The 12,672-nt window shown below is 72.3% G+C and carries 10 protein-coding genes; 4 read left to right on the forward strand and 6 right to left on the reverse strand.

The features are described 5' to 3' along the window. Positions 1-94 precede the first annotated feature (94 nt). Positions 95-898, forward strand: a complete 804-nt coding sequence (locus ACIA47_RS01160; RefSeq protein WP_396704396.1) for a TetR family transcriptional regulator — start codon at positions 95-97, stop codon at positions 896-898. Positions 899-942: 44 nt separating this feature from the next. Here ACIA47_RS01160 and ACIA47_RS01165 read toward each other — a convergent pair whose 3' ends face one another. Further along, a complete protein-coding gene (locus ACIA47_RS01165; protein ID WP_396704398.1) occupies positions 943-2,736 on the reverse strand; it encodes an ABC transporter ATP-binding protein in 1,794 nt (597 codons plus the stop codon). A gap of 83 nt (positions 2,737-2,819) precedes the next feature. Between ACIA47_RS01165 and ACIA47_RS01170 the strand changes: the two genes are divergently transcribed. Both ACIA47_RS01170 and ACIA47_RS01175 read left to right on the forward strand, forming a co-directional pair. After that, positions 2,820-3,251 carry a MarR family winged helix-turn-helix transcriptional regulator gene (locus tag ACIA47_RS01170; RefSeq protein WP_396704400.1) on the forward strand — a complete coding sequence of 144 codons (432 nt, stop codon included), beginning with the start codon at positions 2,820-2,822 and terminating at the stop codon, positions 3,249-3,251. Between the two features lie 98 nt (positions 3,252-3,349). After that, a complete protein-coding gene (locus ACIA47_RS01175; protein ID WP_396704402.1) occupies positions 3,350-5,134 on the forward strand; it encodes an N-acetylglutaminylglutamine amidotransferase in 1,785 nt (594 codons plus the stop codon). Between the two features lie 25 nt (positions 5,135-5,159). On the opposite strand, the gene ACIA47_RS01180 is transcribed toward ACIA47_RS01175, so the two are convergent. From ACIA47_RS01180 to ACIA47_RS01190, 3 genes are all read right to left on the reverse strand, one after another. Next, entirely contained in the window at positions 5,160-6,293 is a 1,134-nt protein-coding gene (locus ACIA47_RS01180; RefSeq protein ID WP_396704404.1) for a glutamate--cysteine ligase, read from the reverse strand. Between the two features lie 66 nt (positions 6,294-6,359). Further along, entirely contained in the window at positions 6,360-7,568 is a 1,209-nt protein-coding gene (locus tag ACIA47_RS01185; protein WP_396704406.1) for an RNA polymerase sigma factor, read from the reverse strand. Between the two features lie 2 nt (positions 7,569-7,570). Further along, positions 7,571-7,927 (reverse strand): YciI family protein, encoded by a 357-nt coding sequence (locus tag ACIA47_RS01190; RefSeq protein ID WP_203122161.1) that lies wholly within the window; start codon positions 7,925-7,927, stop codon positions 7,571-7,573. Positions 7,928-8,152: 225 nt separating this feature from the next. Here ACIA47_RS01190 and ACIA47_RS01195 point away from each other — a divergent pair, with 225 nt between their 5' ends. Then, positions 8,153-8,287, forward strand: a complete 135-nt coding sequence (locus ACIA47_RS01195; RefSeq protein WP_396704409.1) for an FAD-dependent oxidoreductase — start codon at positions 8,153-8,155, stop codon at positions 8,285-8,287. Between the two features lie 109 nt (positions 8,288-8,396). Here ACIA47_RS01195 and ACIA47_RS01200 read toward each other — a convergent pair whose 3' ends face one another. Together ACIA47_RS01200 and ACIA47_RS01205 are read right to left on the reverse strand one after the other, a co-directional pair. Further along, positions 8,397-11,033 (reverse strand): discoidin domain-containing protein, encoded by a 2,637-nt coding sequence (locus ACIA47_RS01200; protein WP_396704411.1) that lies wholly within the window; start codon positions 11,031-11,033, stop codon positions 8,397-8,399. A gap of 227 nt (positions 11,034-11,260) precedes the next feature. Next, entirely contained in the window at positions 11,261-12,460 is a 1,200-nt protein-coding gene (locus ACIA47_RS01205) for an ROK family transcriptional regulator (protein WP_203122163.1), read from the reverse strand. Positions 12,461-12,672 lie beyond the last annotated feature (212 nt).

Below are 12,672 nucleotides of genomic sequence, written 5' to 3' on the forward strand. Positions count from 1 at the left end.
TGGCTACGTCGACCAACACCCACTGTACTGACCGATGGTCAGTCGAATCAACGGTGATCGTCCCCACCGGTCAGGGCGTCGCTAGGCTGGCCGGATGACCGCCGATCCCGCGGACGACACCCGCACCCGGATCCTGCGCGCCGCGCTCGACCTGTTCGCCGAGCACGGCTACCAGCGCACCTCGCTGCGCCAGATCGGCGAGCGGCTGCGGCTCACCAAGGCCGCCATCCTGTACCACTTCCCGGCCAAGGAGCATCTGCTCGCCGCTCTGGTCGAGCCGTTGATGGCGGACCTGGAGGCGCTGCTCGACTCGGCTCAGACACAGCCCACCGAGCGGGCCCGGTGGACGGTGCTGGAGGGCTGGGTGGACATCATGCTCGCCCACCGCCGGCCGCTCGGCATGCTCTTCCACGACATCGCGCTGATCGGTCGGGGCGACACGTACCACCGCTTGATAGCTATCGCGATGCGGGCCAACGACCTGATCGCCGGGCCGGAAGCAGGGCGTCGGGAGCGGGTCCGGGCGGTGCAGGCGGTCGCGTCGTGCAGCGATCCGATCGTGTTCTTCACCGACGTGTCCGACGAGGTGCTGCGCGCCGACATGCTCGACGGCGTACGCCGACTGCTGGCCCCGCTGCCCGCGGACGCCGCAGCCCCGCTGCCCGCAGACGCGGCGGCCGGGCCGTACGCGGACGCCGCAGCCCGGTCGCCCGCGGACGCCGCGGCCGGTGCGGCGGCGAGCCGGCGTCGGCGACCGGGACGGCCGCCCGCTCTGGGCCGGGAGCAGGTCGAGGCGGCCCGGCGCATGCACGCGGCGGGCACCCACTCGGTGGACGCCATCGCCGCCGCGCTGGGTGTCTCGCGGGCCACCGTCTACCGCCACCTGACCGCGCCGTAACGAGACAGTTCCGAGACTGTTTCGAGACGGTTGTGATCCGGTGTTCAGGCCGCCAGCGTGGCGTAGCGGCCGTTGCGGTCCAGCAGGCTGGCGTGGGTGCCGGCCTCGACGATCCGACCGTGGTCGAGCACCGCGATCTGGTGGGCGTCGCGGACCGTGGAGAGCCGGTGCGCGATGGTGATCGTGGTGCGCCCCTGGGCGAGCACGTCGAAGGCCCGCTGTACGGCGCGTTCGGTCTCGGTGTCCAGCGCGCTGGTGGCCTCGTCGAGGACCAGGATGCGCGGGTCGCGCAGCAGGGTCCGGGCGATGGCGAGGCGCTGCTTCTCACCGCCGGAGAACCGGTGCCCGCGTGAGCCGACCACTGTGTCGTACCCGTCGGGTAGCCCGGCGATCAGGTCGTGGATCTGGGCGGCGCGGGCGGCGTCCTCGATCTCGGTGTCGGTGGCCTCCGGCCGGGCGTAGCGCAGGTTCTCCCGGACGGTGGTGTGCAGCAGGTACGTCTCCTGACTGACCACGCCGACGATCGCGGCCAGGTCGGCCAGGCGCAGGTCGCGCAGGTCGACGCCGTCGACGGTGATCCGGCCGGCGCTCGGGTCGTGCAGTCGGCTGATCAGCCCGGCGAGGGTGCTCTTGCCGGAGCCGGTCTCGCCGACCAGGGCGAGACTGGTGCCGGCGGGCACGTCGAGGGTGATCCCGGCGAGGGCTGCGGTGTCGCTGCCCGGGTAGCCGAAGGTGACGTCCTCCAGGCGCAGGTGGCCGCGCACGCGGGCAGGGTCGAGGCGGACCGGCTCGGCGGGGTCGGCCACGTCGACCGGCAGGTCCAGGTATTCGAAGATCCGGGCGAAGAGCGCCAGCGACGCGGTGAGCGAGACGCCCACGTTGAGCAGGCCCATCAGCGGTCGGAACAGGCCGCCCTGCAGGGCCGTGAAGGCGACCAGGGTGCCGATGCTCAGCGTGCCGGCGGTGCCGGGCAGCCCGGCGGCGAGGTAGATGACCGCGGGTACGGCGGCGAAGATGATGCTCATCGAGGCCATCCGCCAACGGCCGGCCAGCTCACTGCGCAGCTCCAGGTCGACCAGGCGGGCCGAGGAGGCGGTGAACCGGTCGATCAGCGCGGGGCCGGTGCCGAGGGTCTTGGCCAGCTGTATGCCACTGATCGAAAGCCCCTCCTCAACTGTGACGTTGAGGTCGGCGAGTTCGCGTTGCCGTTGGGCGGTGATCTCGCGGCGCATCCGGGCGACCCGACGGGTCAGCCAGATGGCCGGCGGCAGCACCACGAGCGAGACCAGGGAGAGCTGCCAGGAGAGTGCGACCATGGCGACAGTGGTGGCGACCACCGTGGTGAGGTTGGCGGCAACGGCGGTGGCGGTGGAGGTGACCACCGACTGCATGCCGCCGATGTCGTTGGTGATCCGCGACTGCACCTCGCCGGTGCGGGTGCGGGTGAAGAAGCCGAGCGACTGGCGCTGGAGGTGGCTGAACACGTCGGTGCGCAGCCGGTGCATGACCCGCTGGCCGACCTGGGTGGAGATCCAGGTCTGCACGACGCCGAGGGCGGAGGTCACCGCCGCGACGGCGACCATACCGAGGACCAGCCAGACCAGCAGCGTCACGTCGCCCTGCGGCAGGGCGCGGTCGATCACGGCGCGCAGGAGGAACGGTGTGGCCATCGCGATGATCGAGGAGACCACGATGATCGCGGTGACGGCGGCCAGCGCGGGCCGGTGGGGGGTGAACAGACGGCCGATACGGCGCAGCGACACCTGACGGGCCTGCGTCTTCTCTTCGGCGCTGAGGGTGCGGTGGCCGCGGTCGCGGCCCTTCGGGGTGGGTTCCAAGGGAGCTTCTACCCTTCGTCGACAACATTGCTGAGGTTACCTCATCATGAGGGAGCAACCACATATCCTGCTACCGTATTCCGGTGACCGAGCACACCGTCGAGAGCGCCGACGGCGAGAGCCTGGCGGAGACGTTCTGGGCGGTGGCGTCCCGTCTGCGCCGGCAGAGCCGCGACTCACTGGCACCCTGGGACGTGACCCCCAGCCAGTCCCGGGCCCTCGGCGTGCTGGCCCGGCACGGCGAGGTACGCCCCGGCGCCCTCGCCGAGCACCTGCGCATCGCACCCCGCTCGGCGACCGAGGTCGTCGACGACCTCCAGACCCGAGGGCTGGTCGAGCGCCGACCCGACCCGGACGACCGCCGGGCGACCCTGGTCGCGCTCACCGAGGAGGGCGACCGCGTCAGCACCGCCATCCGGGCCGCGCGCCGGGCCGAGGCCGACCGCTTTTTCGGCCACCTCAACGACACCGACCGCGCCGAACTGGCCCGCATCCTGCGTACCCTGCGCGGCTGACGGGTTTGCCCGCCGCGCGCACGGGTAGCCAGCGCCCCCGTCCGGTCGGCGGGACCGGCCGGCACCGGTCGGGGGCGAGGTGACGGGAGGCCCGGCTGATGTGTGGGATCAGCGGGGAGGCGCGGTTCGACGGCCGCTCGCCCGACGCGGCGGCGGTCACCCGGATGACCGAGGCGATGCGCTCACGCGGCCCGGACGACGAGGGCCTGTTCACCGACGGTTGGGTGACCCTGGGGCACCGCCGGCTCACCATCATCGACCTGTCCGCGGCGGGCGGGCAGCCGATGGTTCGCGACGACCTGGGCCTGGCCCTGGTCTTCAACGGCTGCATCTACAACTACCCGGAGCTGCGCGAGGAGCTACACCGGGCCGGGTACGCCTTCCACTCCACCAGCGACACCGAGGTGATCCTGGTGGCGTACGCCCACTGGGGTGAACGTTTCGTCGACCACCTGGTCGGCATGTTCGCGATCGGGCTGGTCGACCGGGTCCGGCGGCGGCTGATCCTGGCCCGCGACCGGCTCGGCATCAAACCGCTCTACCTCGCCGAGACACCGGGCCGGCTGCGGTTCGCCTCCACCCTGCCCGCTCTGTTGCGGGCCGGCGACGTCGACACCGGCATCGACCCGGTGGCGCTGCACCACTACCTCTCCTGGCACTCCATTGTGCCCGCGCCGCGGACCGTGCTGCGCGGCGTGCGCAAGCTGCCACCGGCCACCCTGCGGGTGATCGAGGCGGACGGGCGCAGCCGTGAGGAGGTCTACTGGCGACCCGACTACGTGCGGGAGCCCGCCGACGCCGGGATGGACGCCGCCGACTGGCGGGCCGCGATCGGCGACGCGCTGCGCGCGGCGGTACGCCGACGGCTGGTCGCCGACGTGCCGGTGGGGGTGCTGCTCTCCGGCGGGCTGGACTCCAGCCTCATCGTGGCGCTGCTCGCCGAGGCCGGCCAGCAACACCTGCGTACGTTCAGCATCGGCTTCGACAGTCGCGACGGCGAGTCCGGCGACGAGTTCCACTACTCGGACCTGGTGGCCCGCGCGTACGACACCGACCACCAGCGGATCCGACTGGCCGACGACGACCTGGTGCCCGCCGTCCGACGGGCCGTGCTGGCGATGACCGAGCCGATGGGCAGCCACGACGTGGTCGCCTTCCACCTGCTCTCCGAGCAGGTGGCGCAGCACGTGAAGGTGGCCCAGTCGGGGCAGGGCGCCGACGAGGTGTTCGCCGGCTACGGCTACCACCAGCCACTGGTCGAGGCACCCCGGCACGGCGCGGCCGAGACGTTCGCCGCCGCGTTCTTCGACCGCGGCCACGACGAGCTGCGCCGCATCGTCGGCCCGGCGTACGCGCTGGAGCACGACGCCAGCCGGGACCTGCTCACCGGGCACCTCGCCGCGCCCGGGGCGCAGACCGCGCTGGACGCCGTGCTGCGCCTGGACACCCACCTGATGCTCCCCGACGACCCGGTCAAGCGGGTGGACAGTATGAGCATGGCGTGGGGTCTGGAGGTGCGTACGCCCTTCCTCGACCAGGACCTGGTCACCCTGGCCGCGCACTGCCCGCCGGAGCACAAGGTCGCCCAGGGCGGCAAGGGCGTGCTCAAGGAGGTCGCGCGGGAGGTGCTACCGGCCGAGGTGATCGACCGGCCCAAGGGCTACTTCCCGGTGCCGGCGCTGCGCAAGGTGGACGGTCCGGTGCGCGAGCTGGTGGCCGAGGCGTTGCAGGCGCCGGCCGCGCGCGAGCGAGGTCTGTTCCGCCCGGAGTACGTGGCACATCTGCTGGCCGAGCCGGACCGGGCGGAGGCCGCGGCCGGCAGCAACAAGCTGTGGCAGCTGGGCCTGCTGGAGCTGTGGCTACAGACCCACGACATCCGCTGAATCCCTGGTGCGCCCTGACGGGCGGTCAGCTGGCGGCGGTGCGGGTGATCAGGTCGTCGAGGACCGCGCGCATGTCCCCGGCGCGGTCCAGCACCTGTCGCTGCCGCATCGCACCGGTCCCGTCGCGACGCAGCCGGGCGAGCTGCGCCAACACGTACCCGAGGTCACCGTGGCGCAGCAGGGCCGGCGCGATCACCGCCATCAGCTCGTCGACGAGCGCCCAGGCGGGGCGGGTCCCGCCGGCACGCAGGTCGATCAGCTCGCCGTCGAGACCGTCATGCGCGGCCCGCCAGTGCGCAGCGGCGACCAGGCAGTCCCGGACGTCCGGGGCGGTCACCCCGGCGCGTACGTCGTCGGCGAGGGTGGCCACGAGGGACCGGACCAGCGCGGCGACCAGCACCGCGTCGTCCACCTCGGTGCATACGTCACCGACCCGCACCTCCACCGTCGGGTACGTCGACGACGGCCGGGCGTACCAGTAGACCATCGCCGCGTCGAGCATGATGCCGGCGGCGATCAGCTCGTCGACAGTGCGGTCGTAGTCGGCGACGGAGGCGAAGTACGGCGTCGGACCGATACTGGGCCAGCGTTCCAACTGCATCGAGCGCCAACTGGCGTGCCCGGTGTCGTACCCGTCGTGCAGCGGCGAGTTGGTGGTGATCGCCTGCACCACCGGCAGCCACACCCGCAGGTGGTTGCAGACCTGCACGGCCAGTTCCCGGTCGGGCAGCCCGACGTGCACGTGGCAGCCACACACCGCCGGGTCGTGCGCCACCGGCCCGTACCGGCGCGACATCGCGTGGTAGCGCGGTTCGTCGGGGACCGTCCGGTGCGGCTCGGCCACCGGTGTGGCACCGACCGCCACCAGTCGGGCGCCGGCCGCCGTGGCGGCCTCGGCGGCGGAGCGGCGCAGCGCCACCAGGTGTGCGCGCAGTTCGGTGAGGTCGGCGCAGACCGGGGTGACCATCTCCACCATGCTGTGCCGGAACTCCTGGCGGCTCTGGTCGCGCGCGGGGCCGCGCAGCGCGGCGAGCACCTGGTCGGCGACCGGCAGGTTCCGGCCGCTGTCCGGGTCGAGCAGCAGGTACTCCTCCTCCACGCCGAGCGTGAGGGTGGACAGGTCGGGCGCGGTGTCGACGACGGTCCGGCGGTACGCCATGGCCCCTCCCCATCCCCTGCTGCGGCGGTGCCTCGGGTTCCCGGCCGCCCCTGCGGCAAACGCACGTCAGGGCGTCGCCAGGGCCGCCGCGCGTGCGGTGAGAAAGGCCCGTTCGGCCGCGTTGTCCGTCAGGGCGACGGCCGTCCGGTACGCCTCGACGGCCTCCCCACCCCGGTCGAGCCGGGCCAGCAGGTCGGCGCGGACCACGTGGTAGACGTGGTAGCGGACCAGGTCGAGGCGGTCCACCTCGGTCAGCGCGAGCGCCGGTCCGGACAGCTCAGCGAGCGCGACCGCCCGGTTCAGCGCCACCACCGGGCTGGGGGCGACGGCCGTCAGCTGGTCGTACAGCTGAAGGATCTGCGCCCAGTCCGTGTCGGCGGCGCGCCGCGCGGCGCTGTGCACAGCGGCGATCGCGGCCTGGATCTGGTACGGGCCCGGCCGGTCGCGGCGCAGGCAGCGGCGCACCAGTGCCTGGCCTTCGGCGATCAGGGCGCTGTCCCATCCGCGCCGGTCCTGCTTGGCCAGCGGCACCAGGTCGCCGTCGGCGGTGGTCCGCGCCGCCCGGCGGGCCTCGGTCAGGAGCATCAACGCGAGCAGACCGAGCGCCTCCGGCTCGTCCGGCATCAGCTCGACCAGCAGCCTGGTCAACCGGATCGCCTCGGCGCACAGCTCGGCGCGGACCAGGTGCGGGCCGGCGCTGGCCGTGTACCCCTCGTTGAAGATCAGGTAGAGCACCGCGAGGACGCCGTGCAGCCGGGCGGGCAGGTCGGAGTCGCGGGGCACCCGGTACGGGATCCCCGCGTTGCGGATCTTCGACTTGGCGCGGACCAGCCGCTGCGCCATCGTCGGCTCCGGCACCACGAAGGCTCGGGCGATCTCGGCGGTGCTCAGTCCGCCGAGCAGCCGCAGGGTGAGGGCGACCCGGGTGCTCGGGGCGAGCGCCGGATGGCAGCAGGTGAAGATCAGCCGTAGCCGGTCGTCGTGCACCGGTCCCTCCTCGACGGGGCTGTCGGCGGCGAACAACAGAGCCGCCTGGGCGTGCCGGTCGACCCGGGACGCGTCGCGGCGCAGCCGGTCGATCGCCCGGTTCCGGGCCGTGGTGATGATCCAGCCGGCCGGACTGGGCGGCAGGCCGGTCGTCGGCCAGCGCGACACCGCGACGACGAAAGCCTCCTGGACGGCCTCCTCGGCGAGGTCGATGTCGCCGAGGAGGCGAACCAGGACGGCGACCGCGCGGCCGTACTCCGCACGGAACACCGACTCCACGTCCGGCACAATCAGTCTCCGGCCCCACCCTGGAAGGGGCGCACCTCGATCGGCAGGGTGGTGGCCAGCGCGTAACGGCGACCCCAGTGCAGGGCGGCGTCCAGATCCGGCACGTCGATGATCGTGATGCCGCCCAGGTATTCCTTGCCCTCCACGAACGGTCCGTCGGTGATGAGCACCTCGCCGTCGCGGGGACGCAGCACGGTGGCGGTCTCCGGGCCGTGCAGGCCCTGCCCGAAGACCCACGACCCGGTGGACGCCAACTCGTCGCGCAGCTCGCCGAGCTGACGCATCACCCCGGCCAGAAACTCCGGGGCCGGGGGCAGCTCACCCTGCGGCTGATGAAGGCTGAGCAGGTACAGCGTCATCGTTCCTCCTCCCGGGGGCCGGCCCGTCGCCGACCTCTCATCCTCCACACGATCGGCCGCCGCCCAGATCGACAGGCCGGCGGAACATTCTCGGCGGCGGACCCGGCCCCGTGGTCGGCGTGCGCTTTGCTCTGCACCCGCGGAGGCGACGGTGCCAAGGCCCGGGTGGTGCGTCGGCGGGTGCAGAGCAAAGGACGAAGGACGGGGGTACGGTCCGTCAGTGCCGTGGCCGGGGCCGGTAGCCATGCCTGCGACGGTCGGCGCTGGGCGGGCACCGAGACGGCGACCCGCTGGACTGGCTACCTGGAGGGCGCGGTGCGCGCCGGTGAACGGGCGGCGGCCGACGTGCTGGCCGACTGAGCGGCACGACCGCAGCCGGCCCGGTCTCGGCGGGACCGGGCCGGCCACGGCCCTGGGTGCTACCCGGCCGACCCGGTCTCGGAGGACCGGGCCGACGCGGGTGCCCCGGTCAGGGGTAGGTGGTCAGGTACACCTGCTGGTTGGCCGCGTTCGCGGTGCCACCAGCGTTGTTGATCACCCGGTTGATGGTGCCGACGCCACCGAGCGAGACGGTGACCATGTTGGTGAAGCGCACGTTCGGGTTGTTGGGCACCTCGAAGGCCCGCTCCTCCACGACGGCGGGATTGACGTTGAAGTAGCTGTAGCTGCCCAGCCCGAACGCCTGGTGGCTGGTCACCGAATCAGCGACCTTGTACGCGGCGTAGCCCCGGGTCGACCCGTTCATCCAGGCCGCCTGGTTGGGCGGGTCGTACGGCAGTTCGTTCTGGTAGAAGTACGTCCGGCCGCCGTTGCCGTTCCAGATCGTCTGGTACTTCTGATAGTGCTCGACGAAGAGGCCGTACATGGTGACGTTGTCGCCGTTGACGGTGAGGCCGGTGTCGGCGGTGTTCAGCGTCCAGCCGGTCGGCACGCCGCTGGCGGCGTGGTCAGCCCGCCACAACCACATGTGGTCGCCGATCACGTTGTCGCTGTTGACCGTCAGCGTGTTGGTGGCCTTGCCGACGTGCGGCCCACCGATGCGGAAGAACACGTCGTGCAGCGAGGTCGGGTTCGTGGCGTGGCTCGCGGAGGAGCCGGAGGGCCCGACCTCCATCAGCACCGGCGAGTTCGTCGTGCCGGCCTCGAACATGATGCCGGCCACCTTCACGCCGTCCACATCGGCCACCCGCATGCCCACCGCGCCGTTGTCGGCCTGGATGGTGGCCAGGCCGAGACCGAGGACGACAGTGTCGGCCCGGTTGACCTGGATCGGCTCGGTGACGCGGTGCACGCCCGGGGTGAAGAGCAGGTGCCGCCCCTGGGCGAGGGCCGCGTTGATGGTGGCGGCGCTGGTGCCGGGCTGGACCACGTAGAACTGCGACAGCGAGATGGACGAGCCGGCCGGGGTCTTGTTGTACCAGCTGGTGCCGGTCGAGTTGGTGCGTAGCGCCGGCACGAAGACCCGGTACTCACCGCTGCCGTCGACGTACAGGAACGGCTTCTCCCGGACCTGCGGCGTCTGCGGGATGACGGTGTGCGACGGGTTGGGGAAACTCGGCGCGGGAGCGCCGTTGACGCCCTGGAAGACCATGTTCCACACCGAGCCGGTCCAGCCGTTGCCGAACTCGCTGTTGCGGGAGTACCACTGCTGCTGCGAGCCGGAGACGACCAGGCCGTCGATGCGGGTGTCGGCCATCAGGCCACCGCTGGACCAGCCGTCGCCACCATTCCAGAGCTGGATCTGGTTCTGCGCGCCGCGCAGGTGCATCCGCCGGTACGGCGCCGCCTGGGACACCGCCCAGCGCTCCACGGTCTGCCCGGCGGGCAGGGTGACCGACAGGTTCTCGGCGGCCCGCCAGAAGTTCTGGGTGGCGTTGCCGCCGAACCAGAACGCCTCGGCACGCACGTGGCCGTTGAGGTTGACGTCGTCGGGGCTCATGCCGAGGCCGGCGACCTGGGTGAAGAAGCCGAGGTTGACGTCGGCGGTGTAGGTGCCGGGCTTGAACAGCACCGCGTAGCGCTGCGGGCCGAACTGGTTGGTCTCCTGCTGGGTGAAGAGGGTGTTCAGTCGACTCTGGATGGTCGACGTCGGCGTGCTCGGGTCGAAGACGAACGTGTTCGGCCCGAGGTTCGGGTTGCGCGGGTCGGTCGTGTCGACCGGGGGCTCGCCGGTCCCACCGCCGGTGGTGTTCACCGCCAGCTCCCACAGCGAGTAGCCGTAGGCGGTGCCCCGGGCGGTGCCGTACATCCGCAGGTAGCGCCCGCTGCCCGTGACGGTGAGGGACTGCGTGCCGCCGGTGGCCGTGGTGGTGGAGTAGATCGTGGTCCAGGTGGCCCCGTCGGCCGAGGTCTGGAGCTGGAAGGCCCGGGCGTACGCGGCCTCCCAGGTGAGCACCACCCGGCAGATGGTGCGGGTGCTGCCGAGGTCGACGCGCAGCCACTGCGGGTCGCTTGCGACGCTGGCCCAGCGGGTGCCCGTGTTGCCGTCGACCGCCGCGGATGCCGCGAGACCGGCGTCCTGGCTGGACGACGCGGTCGCCGGGCTGCCCTGCGCGACGTTGGTGCTGCCGCAGGTCGGCGTGGTGCCGCCGGTCTCGCCGTACACCTGGAACTCCCAGAGCGAGTAGCCGTAGCCGGTACCCCGGGCGGTGCCGTTCATCCGGACGTAGCGGCCGGCGCCGGTGACTGTGAGGTTCTGGGTGCCGCCGGTGCCGCTGGTGGTCGAGTAGATCGTCGTCCAGGTGGCCCCGTCGTCGGAGGTCTCGAGTTGGAAGGCCCGGCCGTAGGCGCCCTCCCAGAGCAGGTTCACCTGGCTGATGGTGGCCCGGGCGCCCAGGTCGACCTGGAGCCACTGCGGGTCGCTGAACGCGCTGGCCCAGCGGGTGCCGGTGTTGCCGTCGACGGCCGCGGAGGCCGGGGTGCCGGCGTTCTCGCTGGACGAGGCGGTGGCGGGGCGGCCCTGGGACAGCAGGGTCGGCGCGGCCTGCGCGGGCGCGGTGGCACCGGTCGGGGTGAGCGCCGCGACCAGGGCCACGGTGAGCCCGACGAGCAGGTGCCGGACGGCGGGTCGAGGACGCGGGCGTACGGATGTTGCACGAGATGTCATGACATCGCCTGTCGATAGGGGGTTACGGGGGTGCCGCGCGGATGGGATCGGCTCGCCCCGTGGCGCCGTGGGTGGTGCCGCCGATGCGGCGTCGCGGGTCGGAGAGCGCTCTCGTAGGAGTGTTGCGGCGAGATTGCGACGGCGTCAAGACATCGATCTATAACTTCGTTATTTATCCCGAGGATCTTTTTTGCGTAATTTGCCGGCGGCGTTGACGTCGTCCCCGCTCAGCGGCGGATGCCACCCTCGGTGAGGAAGCGCGCGATCGGGAGGGTGGCCGCGCCCAGCGCCACCGCGTCCACCCCGAGCCGGCACAGCTCGATCGACGCCTGCTCGTACGGCTGGCGCAGCGCCTGCCGACCGGCCGCCTCCCGAACGGCCGGCAGCAGGTCGCCGAGGGCCATCGCCGCCCAGCCGCCGAGCACCACGCGCTCCGGGTTGAACAGGTTGATCAGGTTGGCCACCCCGGCGCCGAGGTAGCCGGCGGTGTCCTCCAGTACCCGTCGGGCGGTGGCCGAGGTCTCGGCGGCGGCGACCAGCGCGGCGATCTGGGACTCCTCGTCCTCGCCCGGCACCGGTCGACCCCGACGTGCCTCCCGGTAGCGGTCGATGATCGCCTCCGCCCCCACGTACGCCTCCAGGCAACCGCGCGCGCCGCACCGGCAGACCCGACCGCCGTACACCAGGGTGGTGTGCCCCCACTCCCCCGCGCTGCTGGACGCGCCCCGGTAGGTGGCGCCGTTGGTCACCACCGACGCGCCCACCCCGGAGCCGACCAACGCGAAGACGGCGTGTCGGGCGCCACGGCCGGCACCGAACCACATCTCGGCCTGGCCGAGAGTCTTCGCGCCGTTGTCGATGTGCAGTGGCAGCTCGGTGCCGGCGCCGATCAGACGCTCCAGCGGCACCCGGTCCCAGCCGAGGGCCTGGGCGTGCACGACGGCCTGGGTGCCCTGCTCGACCACGCCGGAGACGCCGATGCCGACGCCGAGCACGTCGCTCGGGGCCACCCCGGCCTGGCCGGTGACCGCGTCGATGCCGGCCAGGACGTGCCCGGCCACCAGGCCGGGCTCGGTGCGGGCCGGGTCGAGCGGATACTCGACGCTGGCCAGCAGGGTCATCGCGAAGTCGAACAGCTCCACCCGGACCCGGGTCTCGCCGACGTCCACGCCGATCAGGAAGGCGAAGCGGGGCGCGATCCGCAGCAGCATGCTGGGCCGGCCGCCGTCGGACTCGGCGGCGCCGGCCTCGGCGACCAGCCCTTCGTCGATCATGTCGGCCACCACGTTGCTGACCGCGGGTTGGCTCAGCCCGGTGCTGCGCACCAGGTCCTGCCGGGTGAGCGGGCCGTCCAGGAAGAGCTTGGTCAGCAGGGCGGACCGGTTGCGCAACCGCACGCTGCGGTTGGTGGCTCGCGCCAGCTCCACTCGTCACCTCGTTCCCGTCGGGGAGTTCGAGGCGACTGTAACCGCCTCGTGCTTGACGACCCACCGACCAGCAACTTTAATGACGACATAAATTAAGCCGTGATGTAACTCCCGGGAAACGCCGACGGACCCCGACGGCGCCCCCCCGAACCCTGTCCGCAGCCGACCCCCGTCGCCCGACCCCTATCGGTGACGAAGGTCGGCGGACCCCC

This window comes from Micromonospora sp. NPDC051227 (assembly GCF_044455385.1).
Taxonomy (GTDB): Bacteria; Actinomycetota; Actinomycetes; order Mycobacteriales; family Micromonosporaceae; genus Micromonospora.

What these genes read in the sequence shown, in the direction of transcription:
- ACIA47_RS01160 (WP_396704396.1), top strand. Translation starts at nt 95, where the DNA reads ATGACCGCCGATCCCGCGGACGACACCCGCACCCGGATCCTGCGCGCC.
- ACIA47_RS01175 (WP_396704402.1), top strand. Translation starts at nt 3,350, where the DNA reads ATGTGTGGGATCAGCGGGGAGGCGCGGTTCGACGGCCGCTCGCCCGAC.
- ACIA47_RS01180 (WP_396704404.1), bottom strand. Translation starts at nt 6,293, where the DNA reads ATGGCGTACCGCCGGACCGTCGTCGACACCGCGCCCGACCTGTCCACC.
- ACIA47_RS01190 (WP_203122161.1), bottom strand. Translation starts at nt 7,927, where the DNA reads ATGACGCTGTACCTGCTCAGCCTTCATCAGCCGCAGGGTGAGCTGCCC.
- ACIA47_RS01200 (WP_396704411.1), bottom strand. Translation starts at nt 11,033, where the DNA reads ATGACATCTCGTGCAACATCCGTACGCCCGCGTCCTCGACCCGCCGTC.